Source organism: Agrobacterium sp. CCNWLW32, assembly GCF_037083425.1.
Taxonomy (GTDB): domain Bacteria; phylum Pseudomonadota; class Alphaproteobacteria; order Rhizobiales; family Rhizobiaceae; genus Agrobacterium; species Agrobacterium radiobacter.
In genome coordinates this window covers 1-24,532 of sequence record NZ_JBAOJM010000003.1, presented here as the reverse complement: position 1 = coordinate 24,532, position 24,532 = coordinate 1, and the positions used below count along the sequence as shown (strand labels likewise).

Here is a 24,532-nt window from a genome sequence, read left to right as displayed (position 1 = left end):
TGCAAATGAAATATTAACAAATGCCAGGCGCATCGCGCCGACGAAATTCAGCCGGGCCCCAGCCCGGAAATCGTCGACAGCGTCGGCGTCCAGCTCAAAATATGAATGCGGTTATAAACACCGTGAATGACGAATGGATCGGCATCGCTGAAGGCGATGACGTCTTCGATCGAGCGCGCCTGCGCGATAATGAGAGCGGCGGATGGGCCGTCGGCAACCGCACTCATCGGACCGGACACAAGAATCTTGAACCCTTCCGCCATCGCCTCGCCATTGCGCAGATGGGCCTTGTGAGCCTCTATCTGCGCCGCCCGTTGCACGGCCGCAGCGGGATCGCTTTCGGCGAAACGCACGTAAAGCCGGGTTCGGTCGCTCCCGCCTCTCATCGGGCGAGCACGAAATCGTGGTTCACCGACCAGAACCAGTCGCCGATGAAACCCAGATCCCGCGCCTTCTGCGCATCCTCCACCCGCTGGAAATCGGCGAGCAGACTTTCTTTTACGCCGAAGACCGCATCCGAACGGATATAGGGATCGTCGGGATCGAAGATATGGGTGACGAGCGTGGTAAAGCCTTCCGCCGAAACGATATAGTGCAGATGCGCCGGCCGGTAGGGATGCCGCCCCATGGCGCGCAGCAACTGCCCAACCGGACCGTCATCGGGGATCGGATAATATTTCGGCTTGGCGGCCCGGAACCAGTAGCGCCCGTCCTCGCCGGTGATGAAGACGCCGCGAAGGTTGAAATCGGGCTGGATGCCCTTCTGCTGCACGTCATAAAAACCTTCGTCATTGGCCTGCCAGACATCGATACGCGCGCCGGCGACCGGCGCTCCCTCGGTATCGAGAATGCGGCCGGTGACCACCATATCCTCACCCTTGCCATCGAGGCAGATATTCGCACCCATCGGCATTTCCGGCGCATCTGCGACATGGAAGGGGCCGAGAACGGTCGATTCCGACGCGCCGCTCGGTTTGCGATGGTTGATGGCGTCGACCAGCATGGAGACGCCGAGAATATCGGAAAACAGGATCCATTCCTGCCGCCATTCATTGCAGATCTGGCCGACCTCGGTGAGGAAATGAATGGCCTTCATCCACTCCTCCTCGGTCGGTTCGATTTCCTTCACCGCCTCGTGCAGCTTGCGCGTCACCACCGCCATGATTTCCTTCAGACGCGGATCGTCACAGTCGCGCATCCGCGCAATCACGGTTTCAGCCGAACGTTCCTCGACGAAATAGCCGTCATCATTGCTCATCTTCATATCCATCGTCTCCTCCCATCACTCCGGCCGCGCGCCCTCGAAGGCGCGTTGCAAAAGGTCGCGGATCGCAGTTTTTTCGATTGGCCGCGGGCACCAGTAAGGATTGGCAGTCGCCAGCGCTGCCATGGGGTCGAGATCGTCCGACCGGACCCCAAGAGCCGCAAGGCTTGCCGGCGCGCCAAGCCGGGCGGCAAAATCATAGAGCCCGGCCCCTGCCCTGCCGCCGACAAGAGCGGCGAGCGGTGCGAGCAGATCCGGCACCGCCTGTTCCACATAGGCGATGGTGTGTGGCAGAAGCACCGCATGGGTTTCCGCATGCGGCAGATCGAGACTGCCGCCCAGCGTGTGACAAAGCTTGTGATGCAGCGACATGCCGACGGCGCCAAGCACCGAACCGCACAGCCACGCACCATAAAGCGTGGTTTCGCGCGCCTTGATATCCCGCGGCTCGGCCTTCACGCCGGGAAGGGCCTCGATCATCGCCCGCAGCCCCTCGACCGCCATCAGGCTGGCGATGGGATTGCGATCCCGCGCGTAGAGCGCCTCCGCCGCATGGGCCATGGCGTTGAGGCCGCTCGTCATGCTGATGGCGACAGGCAGCCCAAGCGTCAGTTCCGCATCGTAAATCACCACCTCCGGCAGGATTTCCGGCCCGCGCATGGTGGTCTTCACCCCGTTTTCCGTCTGGCCGAGAATGGGCGTCACCTCGGAACCGGCATAGGTGGTCGGAATGACGATCTGCGCCGTATCGGTGCGCAGCGCAATGGCCTTGCCGAGGCCGGTGGTGGAACCGCCGCCGAGCGCCACGACGCAATCCGCACCGGCGGTGCGATAGGCTTCGACCGCGTTTTTCGTCACCTCGACCGGCGTATGCATGGTTGCATCGCCGAAGACACCGGCAGCAAGCCGGCCGAGCCGGGCCGCAAGCGCCTCCGCGTCGCCCTTCTGCTGCGGCGTGGAAAGCACCAGTGCCCGCGACAGGCCAAGGCGGCGGATTTCCTCCACCAAGCCCGCCGAGCTGCCCGTGCCGAAAACGATACGGGCGGGAGCGGCCGCATAGACGAACGACTGCATGGTTCAGTGTCCGCCGAGCTTGAACAGGCGGCGCGCATTGGTGCGGCCGATCTTCACCCGGTCGGCCTCGGCAATGGTGGTCGCATTAAACCAGTCGGAGGCGTGGTCGATATTCTCGAAGGGCCAGTCGGTGGAAAACAGGATGCGATCCGCACCGATTTCCAGAATGGCGTCGATCAGCGTCTGGGTGCGGAAATTACCAGAGGTGGTGATGTGGAAATTCTCGTTGAAATAATCCACGAAACGACGCTTGGCCGGATAACGCGGCGGCAGCTTCACCCAGGCATTACGATGGTCGATGCGCCACATCATGTAAGGCAGGCCTTCGCCCATATGGCCGAGAATGATGTTGAGGCGCGGATATTCGTCAAACAGGCCTGAGGCCATGAGACGCAGCGCATGGACCGCCGTTTCCTGCGCGAAAGCCCAGGTGGGGCCGAGCAGCCAGGGATGGCCGTCATAGATGCGCGAATCCTGCGGCAGCGGATTGCGCGGATGCAGGTAGAAAGGCACGTCGAGCTTTTCGACTTCACCCCAGAACGGGCGATATTGTGGCAGATCGTAATAAAGCGGCGTCTGGCCATCGCCCTCCTGGCTGAAGCCGTTGACGAGCGCGCCGACGAAGCCGAGATCGTTGACGCAGCGCTGCAATTCCTCGGTTGCCGCATCGGGGTCCTGCAAAGGCAATGCTGCGAAGGCAAGGAAGCGATCCGGCCGCTTGGCGCATTCTTCGGCGAGAAAGTCATTCGCCCGTCGCGCGATTTCGATTGCCTTCTTCCTGTCAGGAATAGCCTGCACCGCCGGCGCATTGAGCGACAGGATCATGGTTTCGATGCCGTGCGCATCCATCAGCTTCAAGCGCGTATCCTGAATGTCGAGCAGGCGATGCTGCAATTCCTTCCAGTAGTCGCCGGGCACGAAACCGGCCGAATCCTGAAGTGTTTCCGGGATTGCGAAATGCTCCTCGAGAGCGACCTTGCCTTGCATGTAGTTTCCTCCGAATTCACTGTGTGATGTGCCGCCCGAGAGGCGATCAATATTGACCCTTGGGTTCCAGCCCGAGCATGCTCTGGCCGATCATCGTACCCACGGCATCCCAGTTCATGCTGATGTGGCGACCGACCGCATTCGCATCCCGCCACGCCCGCTGCACGGGGTTGGAAAGATCGAGCCCGACGCCGCCGGTGGAATCGTTGAGCGCCTGTACGGCGCGCAGTGCCAGAGACACCGCAAAGGACTGGCCGCGACGGCTGAGAAGCCGGTCATCCACCGTAAATTCCGCCCGACCTTCGACACGGGCCTGCGCCAGTGCCTGTGCCCGGGCAACATCGCGCAGCAGGATTTCGCAGGCCGCATCGACGCTCGCCGCAGCTTCCGCAACGCGCAGCTGGATGGTCGGGAATTCGGCCATGCGATTGTTGCCGCCCGCCACCGCGCCGCGTGTGACCCGGCCGCCGACATGATCTACATAGGCGGCAAGCGCACCCTTGGCCGCGCCGACGCCAGCCGCCGCGAGACAGGAGGGAATGCCGGTCAGAAGCGGCATGTTGAACAGGCCTTCCTCCGCATAATAATGCCCGCCGGGCGTCTTTCCGCTGGTGGCGTCGGGAAAGGTCAGAACCCGGTGTTCGGGAATAAAGACATCATCGAGAACGAGCGTCTTGGAACCCGTGCCGGCCAGGCCCACCACATGCCAGGTGTCTTCAACCACATATTGCCCGGCAGGAACGAGCAGGAAGGCCGGAACCGGTTTTCCTTCACCCCGCGGCGGCAGTATGGCGGCGCAGAGCGACCATTGTGCGTTTTCGCAGCCGGAGGCGAAGGCCCATTTGCCGCTCAGGCGGTAACCGCCATCGGCGAGCTCTGCCATCTTCACCGGCGCATAGGAACCGCACAGAAGCGCATCGGGGTTTTCACCCCAGACATCGGCCTGCGCCTCTTCCGGAAACATCGCCAGCAGCCATTGATGGGCCGACAGCAGGCCGGCGACCCAACCGGTCGACGCACAGGCGGCCGAAAGCTCGATATTAGCCTCGACCAGTTCGGCGAAATCTCCACCCTTGCCGCCGAAAGCGCGAGGCTTGACGATATCGAAATATCCAATGCCGCGCAGCGCCTCGATATGGCTTGCGGGAACACGCCGGGCCTCCTCCGTCTGTCTGGCGCTCATCCGGAAAAGATCGGCTATGCCGGCGACGCGGCTTGCGAGGCGGACACGCGGGGTCGTTTGCGCCGGCAGCGGCGCATGGCTCATATCGTTCATGATTGTCTCCTTCCGGACGTTACTGGGGCCGGACGTTGCTGGCCGGCGGTTATCCCGCCGGAATTGTCTGAGCGGTAATGATCAGGCGGGCAGGCTCGCGGGGCTTGCGGCGCAATATTGGGCGTTTTCGTAAAGCAGCGGCCGCGTCGTCTCGCTGACATCGGCCGAAACCACCTGGCCGATAAAGACGGTATGGGTTCCATAGGGCATGGCAGCAACCCGACGGCAGGCGATGGCGGCATGGGCCGTCGGCAGATAGAGAACGCCATTGTCATGGCGCTGCCATTGACCGTCGCGGAAACGCTCTTCCGGCGGCACCTTGCCGCTAAAGGCATCCGACAGGGCCATCTGGTCCTGCGTCAGCACATTGACGATGAAATCAGGCCGGCACAGCAGCAATTCATGCAGCAGGGTGCGATTGTTCAGGCAAACCAGCAGAGACGGCGGCTCCATCGAGACTGAAGTGACAGCCGTCACCGTCATGCCGTGGTCGCGCTGATCACCCGAAGCACACGCCGTAATGACGGTGACGGTGGCTGGAAAACGGCGCATCGTCGAACGAAAATTCTGGCCGACGCCTTCGGGTGCAAGGCCGCTCAGGCCAAACAATGCTGATGTCATGAGATCCTCCCAAATCCTGCGTTCCTATTTATTTGCGTTTGCAACATTTGTCAATGCAAATGTTTTTCGTCATTTATTGAGCGAGCGAGGACCTCGCATTCCCCGTCTTGTGGGGCGAAGCTATTGAAACGGATGGATTGTGCCGGTACAGCCGATAGGCGCACATCAGCATTTGCGCAAATGGTTCTCAAACGGGGATTTGCTCGTGTCTTATCAATTCACCGACTCGGTACCCTACCTGCTCAACTGGGTGGGCGTTCGGCTTGGCGAGCGCTTTTCCGTGAGACTGGCCTCCTATGACATCACCCTGCCGATGTACCGCGTGCTGGCGACGCTGCGGCAGCAGGAGAGCAAGACGCTGACCGAGCTTTCGGACATGGTGTCTGTGGAAATTTCCACACTGTCCCGGCTCGTTGGGCTCATGGTCCGGCGTAACCTCGTCAGCCGTGAACGGCCTCTCGACAATGCCCGCATCGTGCGCATCACCCTCACCCCGAAGGGTGAGGAACTGGCCGATGAACTCATGCCTATCGCCGCCATGTTCGAAAAAACCGCCATCGAAGGTCTCGATCCCACCGAGGCAAAACTTTTCAAAAGCATCCTGCGCCATATCGGCCGCAACATCGCCGGCCTCTGACACAGATAGCCGGCGAACTAGCTCATCAGCTGAAACCGATCGGCAGTCACGGCTCGCCCGACGATCTTCCCGTGCAATGTACTTGCAACAAGCTGTTCCTATCCCTGCGGTATGTCCCCGCAGCTGAAAGGAATTTCCATGTCCAGCAGAGCATCACTCACAGTCCCGACAGCAATCATCCTTATCGCCGGCGCGTCCATGCTGCTCACGGCCTGCGCCTCGACCGTCATGAAAACCTATATCGGCGCGCCGATTACCAGCGTGATGCTGGACTATGGGCCGCCGGACAATATTTACAGCCTGGGTCCCGGCCAGCAGGCCTTCCAATGGCGGAAGAAAAAGACACAGGTCGTTGCCGGGTCTTCGAGTGGCGAGGTGCGGACAACCCGGCGCGGCGAGCGATATGAAGTGTCGGAAACGCCAGGTTATGTTGAACGCATCGATTGCTATTATACGTTCTATACGCGCGGTTCCGGCAACGAGTGGTACGTAACAAGCTTCCGGCAGCCTTCGCTTGAATGCGAATGATCATTTCCGGATTTCATCCGGCGCCGCATGTTTTGCGGTCCATGCTATTCTACCGCCGCCTTCACGCTGAAAGCGGCGGGTTTCTTTTGAAAATTCTCCCTGGGCCTGTCATGGGGCGGGCCGATCAGAAACGATAGTTCAGGCCGGCCTTGATGACATGATCGCTGACATCGGTCTTCGACCTGCCGCTTGAAGTCGTCGTGGCCACATTTCCTGTGCTCACATAATTATATTCAAACTTTGCCGACAGGCCGCCGCCGAAGCTCTGTTCGACGCCTGCCCCGACCAGATAGCCCTGTTTCCAGCCATCGGGACCCGTCACGCCATTGCCGTCCTTGAACTTCGTCGTGGTCAGGCCGGCAGTGCCGTAAATGAGCGTCTGGTCAAGCGCCACGCCGGCCTTCATCTTGGCCGCGCCGCGGAAACGCTCCCGCAACCGGCCGTTGGGCACACGCGCCTCATTTCCGAGATAGGAACCTTCGAGTTCCGCGCCGACCACGCCCGAACCGAACTGGAAGTTATAACCGGCCTGAACACCGCCCGTCAGGCCGCGGCCGCTGGCCAATGGGTTGAATTTCGGGGAAGCGACGCCACCATGCACACCGACATAGGCCCCGCCCCAGGAGAAGGCCGGCTGACTGCCATAATCGAAGGACTGCTGCGTATTATAGTTCGTAAGATCGGCGGAATAGGCATTGCCTGCAACCGCAACAGCGACGGTCGCGGCGACAAGCGATTTCTTGATGATCGACATGAATAACTCCAGACGAAACCGATGCGCCTTCTTCCGGCGCAGCCAAGTTTCAGTTCGCGTTGAAGAACCGGAAACCGGCTCCCGTTTGTCTGCTGCGCCGGCCGACATGACGTGCGGATGCGTTCAGCAGATAAGGGGATTTTCCCCGCGAGAATTGCGCTTGCATTGCATGGAGCGCGCATTATTCAAAATAATTTATTTATTTAAACAAGTTAGAGGAGTTTCCTTAACCAAATCGCAAGTAATTTCGTCATCGGAGCTCGTTCGGGCACTCGAGAATCTCATCAGCTAAACGGTGCCAGCCGCAATGCCTTTTGAGGAGATCGAGCGAATTTCGAGCCGAACACAAAAACCGGGATCGAGATCGAGGAACAAGACACGGCCGCACTGAAGCTCCGCTGCCTTCTGGACCAGATTTAACCCAAGGCCGGCTCCGGGCGAGTTGGTGTTGATGCGGTGAAACGGCTCGAATACCTGCTCGCGTTCGGAAACCGGGATGCCCGGCCCTTCATCACGGACCTCAATCGCACCTGCCGGGTCGACCCGGATCGTGATTGCGCCTCTGCCGCCCGCATGATCGATTGCATTGCGCAGGAGGTTGACGACCGCCATCTCGATAATTGATGCCTGCACCGTAAAGATGGCCGCATCCGCGCTTGGCTCGAAATCGAATTCATATCCGGCATCCATTGCAATCGGGGCAAGGTCTGTTGCGATGCGTTCGACAAGCTTATTGAGATCCCGCGGCTCCGCCGGCAGTTCCACCGCACCCACAGCCTGCATCTCCAGCAACTGATGCGCAACGCGGGTGAGGCGATCGATATCAGCCCTGATCTGATGGCTCAGCGCGTCATCGGGCAAGAGGTCGGCTCTGGTACGTACAATTGCAATCGGCGTCCTGAGCTCATGCGCCGCATCGGCGAGAAAGCGGTTACGGCGATTATACCCGTCATCAAGCCTCGACAGCGCGACGTTGAAGGCATCCACCAGCGGGATGATTTCAAGGGGAACTTTCGAACGGTCGATACGCTCGGACCGGTTCTCGAAATCAATGGACTGCGCCTGCTTCACGGTTTCCATCAGCCCGCTTAGGGAGCGCCCGACCGCCCGCGGGGTCACGAGCAATGTCGCGATACCCGTCAGGATCAGCATGGGCACGACGGCGATGAGAATGATGAAACCCAGCGCCGGCAGCACGGTCAGCCAGCGGATGGCGCCCTCGGCATCCTTTTCCAGGTCCAGCTGAACATTGATCCAGATACTCAGACCGTCGTTGGGAATTCCTTCCTCCGTCCCGGCAATGAACTGAAGCCGCCCGGCGGCTGTATCGCGGTTTTCCACGGTGGCGCGGAGCGTTCCGGCCGCCTCCAGGCGTGCGCGGTCAAAACTCGGGGGAAACACCGCCGACAGGGCGGGCGGCGGGACAACCCCATATTGCAATACGATGTCATCGGCGTCGCGCACCACAAACCAGAGATTTGGATAACGCCGTTTCAGCTCCGCCAGCTCCGGCGTCGCCGACAATTGCGGCCTGCCCTGTCCATCCTTTGTCACGCTCTCCGCGACGATGCGGGCGGCCTCTTCATTCGCACCTTCCAGCCGCGGATCGATGATCCATATCCAGCCGATGAGAAGGATGACGAAAAGGACGAGCAGGAATGCCTGCAGTGCAAAAAGGCGCTTCATCAGCCCCCATCGCAGGGATCGATCGGGCGCTCTCTTCATGTCTTCGACCGGATGAGGTAACCAATATTGCGCACGGCTCTTATTTCCACCGTGGCTTCAGCCTGCGCCAGTTTCTTCCTGATACGGGAAATGTGCGCATCGAGAGCGTTGGACTCGATCTCGTCATCGAGCGTATAGACCACCTCGATCAGGTTCGACCGCGTGACGATGCGGTTCGGACGCCGCATCAGCGCTTCAAGAACAAGATATTCCCGACGCCGCAACTCGATGATGGAGCCGGCAATGCTGACTTCATTGGCGCGCGGGTCAATGCTCAGATTTCCGAAATGCGCATATTTGTCGGAAAGAGAAGGGCCGCGTCTGTGGAGCGCCCTGAGGCGGGCGAGCAGCTCCTCGATCGCAAAGGGTTTGGCAAGATAATCGTCCGCCCCGGCATCGAGCCCATCGACACGATGATCGACACTTCCGAGCGCCGTCAAAACAAGGATGGGCACGGTATGTCTGCTCCGGCGAAGCGAAGCCACGAGGTTAAGCCCTTCGCCATCGGGAAGGCGGCGATCCAGAACCAGAACATCGTAAGACCCGTCCCGCGCAAGGGCGTCAGCGTCGCTGATTGTGCTGACATGATCAGCAAGCACATCGCGCCGGCGCAGGGCTTCGAGAAGTGCGCGCGCCATTTCGGGTTCATCCTCAAGAAGCAAGATTCGCAATGACGTTCCCCAGATGAATCCTTGCCATCTCCCACCACTGTTCGGTGAATGTTGCAGCTACATTGCAGGAGGACGGGCAGACAATTCGTCTTGTATCACCTTGCCCGTCACAATCCGACGGCATTGCGTGTGTTTTCGCGACGTCGTCGCGTCAGGTTCACGAACCCGGCCGGTACCCATGCCTCGCATAAAACCGGTCAAGCTCACGCTGCTGTGGCGCCTCGCCGGTATAGATGGCGATATAGTCCGGAATTCTATGCATCCGCACCGACACATCTTCCTCGGACTGCATGGAAATGTAGCCGATCTGCACCAGATAGGTGGTCCGGGCACGCACATCCGCCGTGTTTTCATTGTGGCCGAACCGCACGAACATGCGGGAAAGCGCCGCCATTCTCATCTCGTCAGCCTTGCGAACCTCCGCAAGAATCTCGTCGGACTGAAGGGCCCAGCTTCGAACCGCAAATTCAAATCTGCTGTCGAAAAGCGAGGAATCCAGCCAGCAATCGAAAACATTCAGCATGGCTTCGGCCAACGTCTCGGCATAGGCTTCCGACTGCCTGACGATGTTCCCGGTATTTTTTTCCCGCCAGCGGGCGACGAGCGCGGCCAGCAGTTCCTCCCGGTCCTTGAAAAACCAGTAGAAGCTCGTGCGCGACAGATTGAGCTTTTTTGCCAATGGCAAGATTTTGACGGAATCCACGCCCGATTCCAGCAAAGCCTGATAGGCGGCCTCAAGCCACCCCTCCTGCGATCCACGCCAACCCGTTTCGTTCAATGTCGCTTCCATGACGAGTTCGTAGCAAATTGGTCTCTGCGCGACAAGCGGGATGTACACTCATGTCAAAAAGAAAGACAATTGTGTTTTGCAAATTGACACAAGTGTACATTCGCGCTTAGCCTTGGAACAGAAACCCTTTTGGAGCAGGCTATGTCGAGTGATCCCCTTCTTCAGCCCTACCAGCTAAAACACCTCACCCTGCGCAACCGCATCATCGTCACCTCGCACGAACCCGCCTATCCCGAGGATGGCATGCCGAAGGGGCGTTACCGCGCCTACACGGTGGAGCGGGCGAAGGGCGGCGTTGCGCTCACAATGACGGCCGGTTCCGCCGCCGTCTCCAGGGACAGCCCGCCCGTCTTCAACAACCTGCTCGCCTACAAGGATGAAATCGTCCCGTGGATCCGGGAAATGACCGACGCCGTGCATGAACAGGGCGCGGCGATCATGATCCAGCTCACGCATCTCGGCCGCCGGACCCGCTGGGACAAGGGCGACTGGCTGCCGATCCTTGCCCCGTCCCATCATCGCGAAACGGCGCATCGGGCCGAAGAAGATCGAGGACTGGGATATCGAGCGTATCATCAAGGACTTCGCCGACGCCGCGGAGCGTATGAAGGCGGGTGGGATGGACGGTGTGGAGCTGGAAGCCTATGGCCATCTGATCGACCAGTTCGTCTCGCCGCTGACCAACGAACTGGACGGCCCCTATGGCGGCCCGCTTGAAAACCGCATGCGCTTCTGTCTCGACGTTTTCAGGGCGATGCGCGAACGCGTGGGCGACGATTTCATCCTCGGTGTCCGTTATACCGCCGACGAATGTCTCGAGGGCGGCACCGGAAAGGCTGAGGGCATCGAAATCGCCAGACGATTGAAGGACAGCGGCCTGATCGATTATCTCAATGTCATCAGGGGCCATATCGACACCGACCCGGGCCTGACCGACGTCATCCCCATTCAGGGCATGGCCAACGCGCCGCATCTCGATTTCGCCGGTGAAATCCGCGCCGCGACCAGCTTCCCGACATTCCACGCCGCCAAGATCCCCGATGTCGCCACCGCCCGCCACGCCATCGCTGCCGGCAAGGTGGACATGGTGGGCATGACCCGCGCGCACATGACCGATCCGCATATCGTGCGCAAGATCATGGAAAAACGGGAGGACGATATTCGCCCCTGTGTTGGCGCCAATTACTGTCTCGACCGCATCTATCAGGGCGGTCTCGCCTTCTGCATCCATAATGCGGCAACGGGCCGTGAGGAAACCATGCCGCACGAGATACCCAAAGCGGCAGAACGCCGGAAGGTGGTGATTGTCGGCGCAGGGCCGGCCGGGCTCGAGGCCGCACGCGTCTGCGCCGAGCGCGGCCATGAAGTCGTCGTTTTCGAGGCCGCCAACAATCCCGGCGGCCAGATCCGGCTGACGGCGCAAAGCGAACGCCGCCGTGAGATGATCAGCATCATCGACTGGCGCATGAGCCAGTGCGAAAGACTGGGCGTCACCTTTCACTTCAACAACTGGGCGGAGGCGGACACGGTTCTCTCGGAGAACCCAGAGGTGGTCATCATCGCCACCGGCGGCTTGCCGCATACCGATGTGCTTTCCAGAGGCAACGATCTCGTGGTCTCGGCCTGGGATATCATTTCCGGCGACGTCAAGCCGGGAACGAATGTGCTGGTTTTCGACGACGCTGGCGACCATGCCGGCCTGCAGGCCGCCGAATGTCTGGCAAAGGCCGGGGCGAAAGTGGAGATCATGACGCCTGACCGCGCCTTCGCCCCGGAAGTCATGGCCATGAACCTCGTTCCCTATATGCGCTCCCTGCAAAAGCTCGATGTCACCTTCACCGTTACCTACCGGCTGGAAGCCGCGGAAAGAAACGGCAATCAGCTTATTGCCCATGTCGGCAGCGATTATGGCGGCGTGACAAAATCGAGGACCGTCGACCAGATCGTCGTCAACCACGGCACGATCCCGCTGGATGACCTTTATTTCGACCTCAAGCCCGGCTCGAAGAACCTTGGCGAAATCTCCTACGACGCCCTGCTTGCGGGAACCACCCAAACGGTCGAGCGCAATCCTGATGGCGCCTACCGGCTCTTCCGGATCGGCGATGCGGTCGCCGCGCGCAATACCCATGCGGCAATCTACGATGCGCTTCGTCTGGCAAAGGACATTTGAGGCTGGCGTTCCCGACACACAGAGGCAGACCAAAGCTGCCTCTGTCGCAATGAAATCCTGAATGCGGGACCGGCGGCATCAAGCCTGAATCAAGGCGATACCCCGGTTCCTGAACCCCAGCGTCACGTCGCTCGCCGCCGGCAGGCTGGTCTCCACGGCATGATCGACGATGAACAGCGTACCGATATCGGTTTCCACCTCATATTCGACGTGACCGCCGAGATAGGCGCTGTGCAACACCCGCCCGGCCAGCCCCTGCCCACCCGGCTGTCCGATGGAAATCGAGCCGGGACGAACCGCGAGTTTGGCCGGGCCTGGCCGGGCATTGCGGGCCGAGACCCGATGATCGATCCCGCCGACACGGATCAGCGCATCGGCGCCCTCAACGCCGATGACCTCGCAACTGACGACATTGGCCTCACCCATGAAATCGGCGATGAAGGCGGAGGCCGGCGCTTCGTAGAGATCGCGTGGCGCACCCGACTGGGCGATCTCGCCATCCCTCATCACGATGATCCGGTCGGAAACAGCCAGCGCCTCATCCTGATCATGCGTGACATAGACGGCAGTAAAGCCAAGCCGCTGCTGCAACTCGCGGATTTCGGTGCGGACCTGGCGGCGAAGGCGGGCATCGAGGTTGGAAAGCGGTTCATCCAGCAGCAGCACCTGCGGCTCCAGCACCAGAGCGCGGGCGACCGCGACACGCTGCTGCTGGCCGCCGGAAAGTTCGGCCGGAAGACGGTGCCCCATGCTGGCAAGGCCGACGAGCTTCAACCCCTCTTCCGCCTTTTCCCGCGCCTCTGCCTTGCGCAGCCCGGAGGATTGCAGACCGTAGGCGACGTTATCGAGCGCCGTCATATGCGGGAAAAGCGCATAGGACTGGAAGACCATCGAGACATCGCGCTCATTGGCGGGCAGCATGGTCACATCCTTGTCGCCGATCAGGATGCGTCCGTTGGTCGGATGTTCGAGGCCGGCCAGCATGCGCAGCGTCGTCGTCTTGCCGCAACCGGAGGGGCCGAGCAGCGTCACCAGCGTGCCGGGCTCGATGGTGAGCGACAGGTCGGGAATGGCGGTGAAAGCGCCGAAGGTCTTGCGGACATTCTCGAAGGTGACGGAACCGGGCTTTACGGAAATCATGCGGTTTTCTCCTGGGCAAGAGGAACGGAGGAAGTGGCGGGCAGGCCGGCGACGCGGTTTTCGCGCCGCAGGCGACGCTCGCCGACAATGAGCTGGAAGCCGGTAATGACGGTGATCATCACCACGATCAGCATGGAGGAATAGGCAATCGCCACCCCATATTCGCCATTCTCGACAAGGCCGACGATGTAGGAGGTCGCCATGTTGTATTCGGCGCTGACGAGGAAGATGACGGCGCTGATCGAGGTGATGGCGCGGACGAAGGAATAGACCAGCGCGGCCGTGATCGCGGGCCTGAGCAGCGGCAGGATGACCTTGCGGATGGTGCGGAAACTATTGGCCCGCAGCGTCAGCGAGGCCTCGTCAAGGCTCTTGTCGAGCTGGCTCATCGCCGCGATGCCGCCGCGCACGCCGACCGGCATGTTGCGGAACACGAAGCAGGCGATCAGGATCAGCGCCGAGCCCGTCATTTCCACCGGTGGCAGGTTGAAGGCCATGATGTAGCTGACGCCGATGACCGTGCCGGGAATGGCAAAGCTCATCATCAGAGCGAATTCGAAGAGGTTCCGCCCGGCGAACTTCTGCCGCACGATGATATAGGCGGTCAAAAGACCGACGGCAGCCGTCAGCGGCGCAGAAACCAGCGCGATCTTCATGGTCGTCCAGAACGAGTTCCAGGCTACACCGGTCCAGGCGATCGAGCCATTGGAGAAGCTGACGGAAAAGGCGCGGGTGTAGTGGTCGAAGGTCAGGGAATTGTCGAGACCCCAGGTCTTCACGAAACCGCCCACAAGGATCATGCCATAAACAACGATGGTGAAGATCATCCATGGCACGACGACGGCGTGGACGCCGATGGACAGCCCGCGCGGAAGCGCGATATGCGCGCCGCTGTCGCCCTTCCCCGTCACCGTCGCGAAATTCTTGCCTGCCAGCCAGAAACGCTGGGCAAGGAAGGCCGAAAGCGTGAAGCACAGCAGGATGATCGCCAGAACCGCGGCGCGGGACGGATCATTCTGTGAGCCGACGACGGCAAAGAAGATTTCCGTCGACAGAACACCATGCGTGCCGCCGAGCACCAGCGGATTGCCGAAATCCGCCATGCTCTCGATGAAGCCGATCAGGAAGGCATTGGCGAGACCGGGCTTCATCAGCGGCAGCGACACCCGCCAGAAAGTGCGCCAGCGGTCGGCACGCAGCGTCTGCGAGGCTTCTTCCATCGACGGGCTGACACCTTCGACGACGCCGATCAGCACCAGAAACGAGATGGGCGTGAAGGAAAGGACCTGCGCAATCCAGATGCCGGTCATGCCATAAAGCCAGCGGCCCGGTTCGATACCGAAGAGATAGGAAAGCCATTCGGTGACGACGCCGGCGCGACCGAAAAGCAGCGTCAAAGCAAGGCCGATGACGAAAGGCGGCGTGATGATCGGCAGAACCGTCAGAAGCCGCAGGCCTTTCTTAAAGGGAAAGCGCGTGCGGGTGGCGATCAACGCAAAGCCAAGGCCGAGCACGGTCGAACCGAAGGCTGTCATCAGCGCCAGAAACAGCGTGCGCCAGGCAACACCGCAGCGCTCTTCACCCACTACGCAGCCAAGGCTCCAGATGCCGGGATCCTTGATATTGCGGATGAAGCCATCGGCGTTGAAGGAGCCGTCGAAATCCTGAACGGAGGCGACCAGCATGCTGCCGATCGGATAAAAGACAAAAACCGTGACAAGGAAAACCAGAACGGAAATGGCGCCGACGACGAAGGCGTCGCCCTTCATGACGCCGCGTTCGGCAAGGCCGAAGGCAAAAAGAAGCACGAAGACGAACGACATGACGACGGTGCCGGCACCCATGGACGGCTGGCCATCGGCAAGCATGCCGAAGAGGTTTTCGCTCACCGTCCAGCTCCAGCCGGTAAAGCCGATGGCCAGCCCCTGCAAGGCGAGGAAAACAAGTCCGATGGCTCCGATAATCGCAAGAAGCCTGCCACGTCGCATCGGATCACGGATAGGCCGGACAAGGCATGCGGCGAGGAAAAAGACAACCACGCCGACAAGCCATGGTTTGCCATAGGACAATATCTGCAGCACACCGGGCGCATTGCTGGCCGACGAGAAAAATCCGGATAGCCAGCGGAAGCTGAAAAAGCCGCCTTCGATGCGATACCAGGGAAGAAAGACCAGAGCAAAAGCCCCGAGCGCCAGGACCATGTCCAGCCTGCGATTGCCACGTGTCATGGCCGACCTCGCTTATTTCATGCCGATGAAAGAATGGCGGACACCCCGGCTTTAAAAGCCGGGATGCCGATCGCCGGAGTTTAGATCAGTTCGCGACCGCACCGACCTCACGGTCCCAGCGTTCCAGCAGCGCCTTGCGCTTGGCCGGATCGCCATAGGTCTTGAAGTCGTAGTCGATGAGCTTGATGTCTTCGAACTTCGGCGCTTCCTTGGGCACTTCCGCCGTCTTGTTGGAGGGAAGCTGGAAGGACTTGGCGTCCTTCATGCGCGACTGCACTTCCGGCTTCAGCGCCCAGTCGTACCAAGCCTTCGCATTGTCGAGATTGCGGGCGCCCTTGATGATCGACATGGAGCCGATCTCGTAACCCGTGCCTTCGCAGGGCGCGATTGATTTGACCGGGAAGCCTTCCGCCGTCTGCGCCACCGCATCATGCATGAAGACGATGCCGAGCGCGGTTTCGCCACGCGCCGCCGCCTTGACCGGTGCCGAACCGGACTTGGTATATTGCGAGATATTGGCGTTGAGCTTCTTCAGATAGTCGATCGCCTGATCCTCGCCCATGATCTGCACGAGCGACGCCAGCGCCGTATAGGCGGTGCCAGACGAATTCGGATTGGCGATCTGGATTTCGCCCTTCAGCTCCGGCGCCAGCAGATCGGCCCAGCACTTCGGCTCCTTGTAGCCCTTGGACTTGAAGATTTCAGTGTTGTAGCCCCAGCCCAGCGCGCCGGCATAAACGCCGACAGTCCTGTAACCGGTGCTTTCCGCCTGTTTTACGGCCCAGTCCTGCAGCTGATCCAGCATCGGCGATTTGTATTCGAGCGTCAGGTTCTCGGATGCCGCCTGCATGTGCGGATCGCCGGTGCCGGCCCACCAGATGTCGGTCTTCGGGTTGCGGGCTTCCGCGCGCACCTTGGCATAGGTCTCGCCCGAAGACAGGCGCACCATATTGACCTTGATGTCGTGTGACTTTTCGAAATCGCCCTTCATCTGTTCGCAGATGACGACATCGGCCGAGCAGATCAGGTTAAGTTCGCCTGCCGCCTGCGCCGATACGGCACTGAGCGCCGTGCCGGCAAAAAGCAGGGTGGAAAGTATTGTCAGTCGCATGGTTATCCTCCTGTAGCTTGCGTCTGAATTCTTGGGCCACGCGCAGACATGGCGCTGCCGGTCGCGGCACCCTGCGGCGCGCGCGCTGTCTTTTGGGATGTTGGTTTTCTGCCCTACTGGGTCGGGTGGATTTCGCTGTCGAAGCGGCTCAATAGCCGACTTCGCTCTTCAGGCTGGCCGAAGGTGGCGAAGTCGTAATCCACCATCTTGATCATCGATATGTCAGGTGCGGTCAGCGGCAATGTCGCCCGGGCATTGGAAGGCACCTGGTTCTGGCCGGCCGCGGCCCCGGTCGCCTGCCCTTGCGGGCTCAGCGCAAATTCCACGAAGCTTTGCGCAAGGGCAGGATTGCGATTGCCCTTGACGATGCTGACGGCCCCGATTTCATAACCGGTGCCCTCGCACGGCGCGACGATGACAAGCGGGAAACCCTCGATCTTCTGGGTCACGGCATCATGCATGAAGGAAATCCCGATCAAGATCTCGCCCCGCGCCGCCGCCTTGACCGGCGCTGCACCAACCTTGGTATAGCTCACGACGTTCTGGTTGAGCTTTGCCATGAAACCAAAAGCCTCCTCCTCGCCAAACAGCTGGACGAGAGTGGCCAGCATGGTGAAGGCTGTACCGGAGTAGTTCGGATTGCCAGTCAGGATATGGCCGCGATAAACATCCTTCGCCAAGTCCTTCCAGCAGGTCGGCGCCGGCAGATTGTTCTTCGCAAGCAGTTCCGAATTATAGGCAAAACCCAGCGCGCCGGCATAGATTCCGGCAGACCGAGACCCAGACATCACGGAGAAATTCTGCGCCCAGGGCAGCAAATCCTGCTGATGGACGGGCCGGTATTCATCCAGCAACCCTTCCGAATCCGCCTGCAAATGGGTGTCGCCGGTACCACCCCACCAGACATCAACCGTGGGATGGGATCGTTCGGCGCGGATCTGATCGAGGATTTCGCCGGTGCTCTTCCGCACCATTGATATCTCGAGACCGACCTTGGCTTCGAAAGCCCGCTTCATGGTCAAACACCAGGCCTCGTCGACGCCGCACAGGACGTTCAACTTCGGCTCGGCCATGCCATGCCCTGCGCCGCACAGCCATAGGACCATGCTCGCCGCAAGTGCGGTCAATGCTTTCAATTAAGCCTCCCTGCCTGGAACCTCCCCGTTCCAGTCTCCACCAACAGCATGTCACATCCAGCCCGCACCGCAATCGAAGAATGGTTACCAATCTTTCACCGCACCGCCGAACAAGATTACAGTTATTACAATTATGACAGGGGAGATAACCAGCGAACCTTTGAAGATCGTCGCCGCCGCGCCTATGATGACAGCGGGAGGAATATGCAGTGCTTAATCAGAAGGTTCGCATTCTGATCGTTGAGGACGATCCGGATATGGCCGAGCTCATCTCGGACCTCATCGAGGCGGAGGGCTGGCTGCCCACCTGCGCGCGCTCCGCCGAGGAGGCGAACGAGATATTGGCAAAGGACAGGATGGAGCTCGTCCTCGTCGACCACAATCTGCCCGGCACATCCGGGCGCACCTTTGCCCAGCGGCTGCGCAGCCAGATCGACATCGGTATCGTCATGGTCACCGCCGCCGGCAGTGCTGCCGATAGGGTACTCGGTCTTGAAACCGCCGCCGATGATTATGTGGTCAAACCCTTCGAACCGATTGAACTCACGGCGCGGATCAAGGCCGTCCTGCGGCGAACAATCCCGTCGCTGAAACAGGACAAGGACAGCGAGCGTGACCACGGCCGCACAGCGCTGCGCCTCGGCGACTGGGCGATCGATCTCGATGCGCGCCGCGCCGTCTGCCTCGCTGACCGCAGCCGCACGCTCACCAGCGCCGAATTCGCACTTCTGGAAATTCTCGCAGAAACACCCAACCAGCCCGTCAGCCGCTCCCAGATTCTCGACAGGCTGGGTTCGGAAAGCGACCGTTATATCGACAGAAATGTCGACGTGCTGGTGCTGCGGCTCAGGCGCAAGATCGAGCGTAACCCGGATCTTCCACGTCACATCAAGACGCGACGCGGCAAGGGTTATGTCCTGCATACCGATGAGGGCGAGCTTTCCCCGTGATCAGCCGCTCCTTCCTTTCCTCCATCGCCTTTCGCCTGCCCTTTGCGATCGTCTTTACCTGCATCCTCGTCTTCAGCCTTTCCGCCATCGCCATTTACGGCCTGCAGCGCGCCCGCGATGAAATGGCAGCCTACGGCTTGCAGGCCTTTTCCAGTCTCGCCAAGGCCTCATTGGTCTCGCGGCAGGTCTCCGATCTCGTCTCCAGCGCCCCGTTTCTGATGAATGCCGCCTCGCCCTATCGCGTTTCCAGCGAAAGCCGCTCCGTGGTCCAGCAGGTCGACCTGCTGTTGCAGATGACGGGTCCAGACAGCGGCGAACGGGCCGCACGCGGTTTTGCGAGCGAGCGTATCGTTGAACTGCTCCAGCTTATCAGGGCGCAGACACTGGACCTCGCAAAGGATGCCGACGCGGCGCAGGGGCACAAGGCGGAAGCGGCAGCAGCGCTCGGCGAAATCGCCACCGGTCAGGGCATCCTCGATCCGGAACTGCGTCGAAGAATGAACGGCATCGTGCAGGCCGCATCCGCATCCGACAGCCTTTTCCAGCTTGGCGAACTGCGCCGCCGCTACGTGGCGGAAACAACGGCGCGCCAGCAGGGTTATCCGGGCGAGCGCCTGCCCTTGGCCGAACTCCAGCCCTATGAGCGGGTATTCGAGGCCCAGAGCCGTTACCTTCTGGAAATGTTCGCGATCCGCGCCTCTGTCTCCCGGCTTCACACCGTCTCGCGCGATCTTTCCCATGTGACCGAAACCCAGGGTGACGCTGTTGCGCGAAGCCTGAACGAAGACCTGATCTCGACGTCCGATGCTCTCAACCGGCTGCTGATCATTGTCGCCGTCGCCTCCCTTCTGGTTCTCATCGTGGCAATCTTCTCGATCCGTTCAGTGATGCGTGTCTCGCGCGGGATCGTGACGCTCTCCAACGGCATGAATGCCCTCGCCAAGGGGGAAAAGGACGTCGGGCCGCCCTCCTATACGGGTCCCGAGACGGAGTTGATCCGGCTGCTCGATGCATTCCGCGCCTTCCACGACAGCGTCGATCGCGTCTCGCGCCTCAGGCGCACGGCGGAAGCGGCGGCCCGCACCATCCGCTCGACCTTCCGCAACATGAATGAGGGAATAGCGCTGTTCGATCCGGCTGGCAGACCAATCACCATGAACCGCCGCATCATCGAACTCGTCGGACGCTCCGGCTCGTCGCGAAAACTGCCGCTTCGCCGGTTTGTCGAACCCATCCCGGAAATCGACCCGGCTCTACTGCCCTTCGATACAGAGCCGGGGGAGTTGCTCGACCGCGCAGTCGTGCGCCATCGCACTGACGATCAGCGGGTGATCGAAGTCTCGATGTCGCGCCAGCCGGATGGCGGCATCGTGCTGCTCGCCCGCGATGTGACCGCTCTCGATCGCCAGGAAGCGGAAGCCGTGAAGGCCCAACGGCTTGATGGCATTATGCGCATGACCCACCAGCTCAGCCATGAGGTGGGCAACATGATCGGCATCATCACCGGCAGCCTCGGCCTTCTGGAACGGGAAGCCGGTTTCAACGATCGCCAGAAGCGGCACATCGCCCGTATCCGCAAGGCGGCAGACCGCGGCCGGTCTCTGGCCAGCAGCATGCTCACCATCGGCAGCCAGCAGCCGATCCATCCAAGCGTCATCAATGTCGCAAGCCTGCTGCGGGGCATGGCCGATATTCTGGAAATCGCCGTCGGCCCCAAATGCCGGATCGCGCTTGATACCGATGACAATCTTCCCTCGATACCGCTGGACCCTGCCCTCTTCGAGCAATCCATTCTCAATCTATGCCTCAATGCCGCAGCCGCCATGCCCGATGGCGGCCTGATTTCGATCGAGGCCGCCTCTGGAAAAGATACGCTGGTGATCACCGTCACCGACGAGGGCATCGGCATGACACCGGAGGCCGTGGACAAGGCGTTCGAGCCCTATTTCACCACGCGGGGCGATCATGGCGGTGCGGGCCTTGGCCTCGCCATGGTCTACGGGTTCGTCCGCCAGAGCGGCGGTGAAGCGCATATCAGTTCCAGACCCGGCGAAGGCGCAAGGGTGGAACTGACATTCCCGGCAAATGCCGGCCACACCTAGCGGGCAAGCTGTGCGGATTCGATAGAATCCGCCAGTATCTCCAGCCCAAGGTCGATTTCCGAATCCGATACCGTCAGCGCCGGCGCAATGCGGAAAACGCCGCCCATGCCGGGCAGCTTGACGATGTTCATGCTGAGGCCACGCAACATCGCCTCCTGCATGATGCGCGCACCAAGTTCGAAACCCGAGGCTTTCGTGTGGCGGTCTGCGACGACTTCAAGTCCGAGCAAAAGCCCGCGCCCGCGCACATCTCCAACGCATTCGAACCGTTGCTGCAGCGAGAGCAGCCCCTCCTTCAAACGATTTCCGCGGGCAATCGTCTGTTCCACCAGACCATCTCGCGCCACCACATCGAGAACCGTCACGCCGACAGCCGCCGGCAGGGGATCGGAAACATGGGTCGTATAGAACAGAAAACCCCTCTCGAAAGCCTTCTGCTCGACCTCCGCACGCGTCATCACCGCCGCAAGCGGCAGGCCGGCGCCGAGCGTCTTCGACAGCGTCATGATATCAGGCGTCACGCCATCGCGCTGAAAGGCGAACATGTGTCCGGTCCGGCCGACGCCGGTCTGCGCCTCATCGAGGATGAGCAACATGCCCCGCTCCTCGCACTTTTTCTTCAGGGCAGCGAGATAACCGAGGGGCAATTCGAGGATACCGCCGCTCGACAGGATCGGTTCGGCAATGAAGGCGGCGAGATTGCCCGTCGACTGGCGATCGATCAATTCGAAGGCATCGTCAAGCTCCGCCTGCCAGTCATTCGATCCATCGGGGTTCTTGAAGCGCGGACGATAGGCATTCGGCGCGGGAATAACGAGTGAGCCGGCCGTCGCCGGGCCATACCCCCGGCGGCCGGCGCTATAGGTGGCGGAGGCCGCAGCACCGGTCATGCCGTGCCAGCTCTGTGCGAAGGCGACGATCTCATGCCCGCCGGTCACGAGCTTCGCCATGCGGATCGCCGCTTCGTTGGATTCAGCGCCTGTTGTCAGCAATTGCACGCGATCGAGACCCGGCGCCAGAGCCGCCAGCCGCGCCGCAAGTTCAACGACCGGGCGGGACAACATGCCGGAAAACAGATGCGCAACCGATGCCATCTGCCGGTTGACGGTGGCGACAATATCCGGATGGGTATGTCCGAGCAAAGCGCTCATCTGGCCGGAGGTGAAATCGAGAATGGCGCGGCCATCCGCATCATAAACGAAACTTCCCTCGGCCCGCTCGACGATGATCTCCTCAAAGGCGGGTCCGTAACGGGTCAGGTGTTTATTGGCAGCGTCCCAGAATGCCGGTTCGTCGTTGAGCGAGGCGAAGTTCTTCGCGAGATTGTCCATGGCTCGTTCCCCAAAGTTTATCTTGCCGAAACATAACAACCCATTGCCACCCCGGTCCAATTGATAGTATTTTATTCCGATATCGATAATTTTGATATCGCCATGCTCGACCTTACGCTCCTGAAGAACTTTACCATTGTCGCGCGAGCTGGCTCCATCAGCGTCGCCGCCACACAGATCGGGCGCACCCAATCCGCGCTCAGCACGCAGATGCAGCGGCTGGAGGAACTGGTCGGCCACACGCTGCTGCAGCGAACGGGTTCGGGAATACGTATAACCGCGGCGGGCGAGAAGCTGCTCGCCCATGCCAGCGCCCTTCTTGCCCGGCATGATGAAATTCTTGCCGATATGGGCGAGGCGACCCTGCAGGGAACCGTCAGCCTGGGCTGCCCTGAAGATTACTCCATCGCCTTCCTGCCGGAACTCCTGAAAGGTTTCTTCAGCACCTACCCGAAAGTCGATCTGCGCATGGTCTGCGCCCCCACGACGGAATTACGTCCCCTCCTGCAGCGCCGCCAGATTGACATGGCGCTGGTTTCGCAATCCGATCCTGAACACCGCGACGTGCTCCGCAGGGAAAGTTTCGTCTGGGTGACGAACAGGCCGGAACCGGACCTCATCACAAAGGATGTGCTGCCGCTGGCGCTCTCAGCACCCGTGACGCTCGATCATCGCGCGGCGTGCGACGCCATGGAAACCGCCAATCGCCGCTACCGTGTCGCCTTTGCCAGCAACAGCCTTGCCGGCCTCATCGCGATCGCGCGTTCCGGCCTTGCCATCAGCGTTCTGACCAGGACGGCCGTTCCACCGGACCTTCATATTGTCAAAAGCGGACTGCCACCCCTGCCGACGATCGGTATCGCAATCGAGTTTGCCGATCCGCAGACGTCATCGGCAGCCAGGGCGCTCGGCGAGCACATCCGCGCTGTTCTTCCGGGTCTCAGCCTTTAACGCCGGTCGATCCCTCGCTCCGACCTGCAGTCGTTTGGTCCTGAATTTGAAATGAGAACGTCTTTATGGGCAAATCCAATCTCTTCGCGATCTTAAGCGTAAGAAGATCGGAACGACAGACATGTGACCGTTCATGAAGAAAACGGCTCATCGCGATGCTCTTTGCTACAAGCGGCAACGCGGTAAACGCGCCTTTTTCCAGCTTTGTTATTGCCAAGGTGGGACCGCTGACTTGATGCGGATCACCGCAACCGCTATGCGATGATGTCGCACATCAAAAAACGAGGACATCATGGCAACTGGTATCGTAAAATTCTTCGCTCAAGATAAAGGCTTCGGCTTCATCACTCCCGACAGTGGTGGCCCTGACGTCTTCGTCCATATCTCAGCCGTCGGATTTGGCGGCGCCCTGCAGGATGGCCAGAAGGTCAGCTACGACGTGGGACAGGATCGCAAGACCGGCAAGTCCAAGGCAGAAAACGTGACTGTCCTCTGACAGGCCACTCTGTCGTCGAATGTGAGTGCCCGTTCGAAATGACCAGTGTCACTTCGAACGGGCATCTGCTTTTCGGTCCGGCAGATCGGAAAAACAAGGACGACAGGCAAAGAACTGAAATATACATGCCGCACGAGGATCTTGGAAACCGGCAGATATCTTCCCAACCGTGTCGTATTATCGCCGAATCTCGATGTATAGCGCGGTCTCCGGAGCGCCTACATCAAGTCGCGACAGGGGTTCAGACACGTTATTTCTACGAGAACTAGAACTAGATAGACTTGGCCTTCGATGCCGCGCATAAGGCAATTGATGCTGCCGGGGCTGCAGCGCCGGACTACCCCTCTTGCAGCGCACAGAGGACGATCACGTCCGCGCTGTTCTTCCGGGTCTCGGTCTATCCCTGCGATCCTGCAAATCCAGCTTCTGTATAATCTCAGGCATTGAGAGGTTGGAGATCTGGCCGACCATCGCGGTTTGACGGAATATCGTAATTTCCGCGGTCCAGAAACGCCAAAAAGGGCTCGGAGTTTCCCCGGAGCCCTTTGATATGTTTGGTAGGAATTGGTTGCGGGGGCAGGATTTGA

Annotated in this window: 21 protein-coding genes and 1 pseudogene; 7 read left to right on the top strand and 15 right to left on the bottom strand. The window is 60.4% G+C overall.

The window, feature by feature from the left end:
- Nucleotides 1-47: 47 nt before the first annotated feature.
- The 6 genes from V6R85_RS07420 to graD form a co-directional block, all read right to left on the bottom strand.
- Nucleotides 48-386 (bottom strand): YciI family protein, encoded by a 339-nt coding sequence (locus V6R85_RS07420; protein ID WP_020011713.1) that lies wholly within the window; start codon nucleotides 384-386, stop codon nucleotides 48-50.
- Nucleotides 383-1,270 (bottom strand): hydroxyquinol 1,2-dioxygenase, encoded by an 888-nt coding sequence (gene graB, locus V6R85_RS07415; RefSeq protein ID WP_020810145.1) that lies wholly within the window; start codon nucleotides 1,268-1,270, stop codon nucleotides 383-385. Before graB ends, V6R85_RS07420 begins: the two co-directional genes overlap by 4 nt.
- Nucleotides 1,271-1,282: 12 nt before the next feature.
- Entirely contained in the window at nucleotides 1,283-2,338 is a 1,056-nt protein-coding gene (gene graC, locus V6R85_RS07410) for a maleylacetate reductase (RefSeq protein WP_111834164.1), read from the bottom strand.
- 3 nt (nucleotides 2,339-2,341) lie between these two features.
- Nucleotides 2,342-3,325, bottom strand: coding sequence for a gamma-resorcylate decarboxylase (tsdA, locus tag V6R85_RS07405; RefSeq protein ID WP_111834163.1), 984 nt, complete (start codon nucleotides 3,323-3,325; stop codon nucleotides 2,342-2,344).
- Nucleotides 3,326-3,371: 46 nt separating this feature from the next.
- Nucleotides 3,372-4,601: an FADH(2)-dependent resorcinol hydroxylase oxygenase component gene (gene graA, locus V6R85_RS07400; RefSeq protein WP_107675988.1), complete on the bottom strand. Its 1,230-nt coding sequence runs from the start codon at nucleotides 4,599-4,601 to the stop codon at nucleotides 3,372-3,374.
- 81 nt (nucleotides 4,602-4,682) lie between these two features.
- A complete protein-coding gene (gene graD / locus V6R85_RS07395; RefSeq protein ID WP_003503955.1) occupies nucleotides 4,683-5,222 on the bottom strand; it encodes an FADH(2)-dependent resorcinol hydroxylase reductase component in 540 nt (179 codons plus the stop codon).
- Nucleotides 5,223-5,427: 205 nt separating this feature from the next.
- On the opposite strand from graD, the gene V6R85_RS07390 reads away from it, so the two are divergent.
- A complete protein-coding gene (locus tag V6R85_RS07390; RefSeq protein ID WP_003503954.1) occupies nucleotides 5,428-5,859 on the top strand; it encodes a MarR family winged helix-turn-helix transcriptional regulator in 432 nt (143 codons plus the stop codon).
- A 138-nt stretch (nucleotides 5,860-5,997) separates the two neighbouring features.
- Nucleotides 5,998-6,387, top strand: a complete 390-nt coding sequence (locus V6R85_RS07385) for a hypothetical protein (RefSeq protein ID WP_111834179.1) — start codon at nucleotides 5,998-6,000, stop codon at nucleotides 6,385-6,387.
- Between the two features lie 124 nt (nucleotides 6,388-6,511).
- Here V6R85_RS07385 and V6R85_RS07380 read toward each other — a convergent pair whose 3' ends face one another.
- The 4 genes from V6R85_RS07380 to V6R85_RS07365 all read right to left on the bottom strand — a co-directional run bounded on the left by V6R85_RS07380 (nucleotide 6,512) and on the right by V6R85_RS07365 (nucleotide 10,327).
- Complete coding sequence (locus tag V6R85_RS07380) at nucleotides 6,512-7,141, bottom strand: outer membrane protein (protein ID WP_003503951.1); 630 nt, start codon at nucleotides 7,139-7,141, stop codon at nucleotides 6,512-6,514.
- Between the two features lie 288 nt (nucleotides 7,142-7,429).
- Nucleotides 7,430-8,827 carry a sensor histidine kinase gene (locus V6R85_RS07375; protein ID WP_174054537.1) on the bottom strand — a complete coding sequence of 466 codons (1,398 nt, stop codon included), beginning with the start codon at nucleotides 8,825-8,827 and terminating at the stop codon, nucleotides 7,430-7,432.
- 35 nt (nucleotides 8,828-8,862) lie between these two features.
- Nucleotides 8,863-9,537: a response regulator transcription factor gene (locus V6R85_RS07370; protein WP_336377046.1), complete on the bottom strand. Its 675-nt coding sequence runs from the start codon at nucleotides 9,535-9,537 to the stop codon at nucleotides 8,863-8,865.
- A gap of 157 nt (nucleotides 9,538-9,694) precedes the next feature.
- Complete coding sequence (locus V6R85_RS07365; protein ID WP_162695500.1) at nucleotides 9,695-10,327, bottom strand: TetR/AcrR family transcriptional regulator; 633 nt, start codon at nucleotides 10,325-10,327, stop codon at nucleotides 9,695-9,697.
- A gap of 141 nt (nucleotides 10,328-10,468) precedes the next feature.
- Here V6R85_RS07365 and V6R85_RS07360 point away from each other — a divergent pair.
- Nucleotides 10,469-12,500 (top strand): annotated as a pseudogene (locus V6R85_RS07360) (oxidoreductase).
- A 78-nt stretch (nucleotides 12,501-12,578) separates the two neighbouring features.
- Here the strand turns inward: V6R85_RS07360 and V6R85_RS07355 are convergent.
- The 4 genes from V6R85_RS07355 to V6R85_RS07340 form a co-directional block, all read right to left on the bottom strand.
- Nucleotides 12,579-13,640, bottom strand: a complete 1,062-nt coding sequence (locus tag V6R85_RS07355; RefSeq protein ID WP_112958743.1) for an ABC transporter ATP-binding protein — start codon at nucleotides 13,638-13,640, stop codon at nucleotides 12,579-12,581.
- Nucleotides 13,637-15,868 (bottom strand): ABC transporter permease, encoded by a 2,232-nt coding sequence (locus V6R85_RS07350; protein ID WP_111834160.1) that lies wholly within the window; start codon nucleotides 15,866-15,868, stop codon nucleotides 13,637-13,639. Before V6R85_RS07350 ends, V6R85_RS07355 begins: the two co-directional genes overlap by 4 nt.
- Before the next feature lie 85 nt (nucleotides 15,869-15,953).
- Nucleotides 15,954-16,979 carry an ABC transporter substrate-binding protein gene (locus V6R85_RS07345; protein ID WP_020810392.1) on the bottom strand — a complete coding sequence of 342 codons (1,026 nt, stop codon included), beginning with the start codon at nucleotides 16,977-16,979 and terminating at the stop codon, nucleotides 15,954-15,956.
- A gap of 113 nt (nucleotides 16,980-17,092) precedes the next feature.
- The gene (locus V6R85_RS07340; protein WP_060726764.1) at nucleotides 17,093-18,085 is read right to left on the bottom strand and encodes an ABC transporter substrate-binding protein; all 993 of its coding nucleotides are present in this window, start codon (nucleotides 18,083-18,085) and stop codon (nucleotides 17,093-17,095) included.
- Between the two features lie 239 nt (nucleotides 18,086-18,324).
- Here V6R85_RS07340 and V6R85_RS07335 point away from each other — a divergent pair, with 239 nt between their 5' ends.
- Entirely contained in the window at nucleotides 18,325-19,065 is a 741-nt protein-coding gene (locus V6R85_RS07335; protein ID WP_060726763.1) for a response regulator transcription factor, read from the top strand.
- Nucleotides 19,062-21,167, top strand: a complete 2,106-nt coding sequence (locus V6R85_RS07330; RefSeq protein WP_111834159.1) for a sensor histidine kinase — start codon at nucleotides 19,062-19,064, stop codon at nucleotides 21,165-21,167. The genes V6R85_RS07335 and V6R85_RS07330 overlap by 4 nt, the downstream gene beginning before the upstream one ends.
- On the opposite strand, the gene V6R85_RS07325 is transcribed toward V6R85_RS07330, so the two are convergent.
- On the bottom strand, nucleotides 21,164-22,498 hold the full coding sequence (locus tag V6R85_RS07325) for an aspartate aminotransferase family protein (protein WP_111834158.1): 1,335 nt from the start codon (nucleotides 22,496-22,498) through the stop codon (nucleotides 21,164-21,166). The genes V6R85_RS07330 and V6R85_RS07325 overlap by 4 nt on opposite strands.
- A 102-nt stretch (nucleotides 22,499-22,600) precedes the next feature.
- Between V6R85_RS07325 and V6R85_RS07320 the strand changes: the two genes are divergently transcribed.
- Nucleotides 22,601-23,449: a LysR family transcriptional regulator gene (locus V6R85_RS07320; RefSeq protein ID WP_174054538.1), complete on the top strand. Its 849-nt coding sequence runs from the start codon at nucleotides 22,601-22,603 to the stop codon at nucleotides 23,447-23,449.
- A gap of 292 nt (nucleotides 23,450-23,741) precedes the next feature.
- Nucleotides 23,742-23,945: a cold-shock protein gene (locus V6R85_RS07315; protein WP_003503933.1), complete on the top strand. Its 204-nt coding sequence runs from the start codon at nucleotides 23,742-23,744 to the stop codon at nucleotides 23,943-23,945.
- Nucleotides 23,946-24,532 lie beyond the last annotated feature (587 nt).

Excerpts from the sequence above, each read along its gene's own strand:
- V6R85_RS07420 (WP_020011713.1), bottom strand. The coding sequence starts at position 386 with ATGAGAGGCGGGAGCGACCGAACCCGGCTTTACGTGCGTTTCGCCGAA.
- graB (WP_020810145.1), bottom strand. The coding sequence starts at position 1,270 with ATGGATATGAAGATGAGCAATGATGACGGCTATTTCGTCGAGGAACGT.
- graC (WP_111834164.1), bottom strand. The coding sequence starts at position 2,338 with ATGCAGTCGTTCGTCTATGCGGCCGCTCCCGCCCGTATCGTTTTCGGC.
- tsdA (WP_111834163.1), bottom strand. The coding sequence starts at position 3,325 with ATGCAAGGCAAGGTCGCTCTCGAGGAGCATTTCGCAATCCCGGAAACA.
- graA (WP_107675988.1), bottom strand. The coding sequence starts at position 4,601 with ATGAACGATATGAGCCATGCGCCGCTGCCGGCGCAAACGACCCCGCGT.
- graD (WP_003503955.1), bottom strand. The coding sequence starts at position 5,222 with ATGACATCAGCATTGTTTGGCCTGAGCGGCCTTGCACCCGAAGGCGTC.
- V6R85_RS07385 (WP_111834179.1), top strand. The coding sequence starts at position 5,998 with ATGTCCAGCAGAGCATCACTCACAGTCCCGACAGCAATCATCCTTATC.
- V6R85_RS07380 (WP_003503951.1), bottom strand. The coding sequence starts at position 7,141 with ATGTCGATCATCAAGAAATCGCTTGTCGCCGCGACCGTCGCTGTTGCG.
- V6R85_RS07375 (WP_174054537.1), bottom strand. The coding sequence starts at position 8,827 with ATGAAGCGCCTTTTTGCACTGCAGGCATTCCTGCTCGTCCTTTTCGTC.
- V6R85_RS07365 (WP_162695500.1), bottom strand. The coding sequence starts at position 10,327 with ATGGAAGCGACATTGAACGAAACGGGTTGGCGTGGATCGCAGGAGGGG.
- V6R85_RS07355 (WP_112958743.1), bottom strand. The coding sequence starts at position 13,640 with ATGATTTCCGTAAAGCCCGGTTCCGTCACCTTCGAGAATGTCCGCAAG.
- V6R85_RS07350 (WP_111834160.1), bottom strand. The coding sequence starts at position 15,868 with ATGACACGTGGCAATCGCAGGCTGGACATGGTCCTGGCGCTCGGGGCT.
- V6R85_RS07345 (WP_020810392.1), bottom strand. The coding sequence starts at position 16,979 with ATGCGACTGACAATACTTTCCACCCTGCTTTTTGCCGGCACGGCGCTC.
- V6R85_RS07340 (WP_060726764.1), bottom strand. The coding sequence starts at position 18,085 with ATGGTCCTATGGCTGTGCGGCGCAGGGCATGGCATGGCCGAGCCGAAG.
- V6R85_RS07325 (WP_111834158.1), bottom strand. The coding sequence starts at position 22,498 with ATGGACAATCTCGCGAAGAACTTCGCCTCGCTCAACGACGAACCGGCA.
- V6R85_RS07320 (WP_174054538.1), top strand. The coding sequence starts at position 22,601 with ATGCTCGACCTTACGCTCCTGAAGAACTTTACCATTGTCGCGCGAGCT.
- V6R85_RS07315 (WP_003503933.1), top strand. The coding sequence starts at position 23,742 with ATGGCAACTGGTATCGTAAAATTCTTCGCTCAAGATAAAGGCTTCGGC.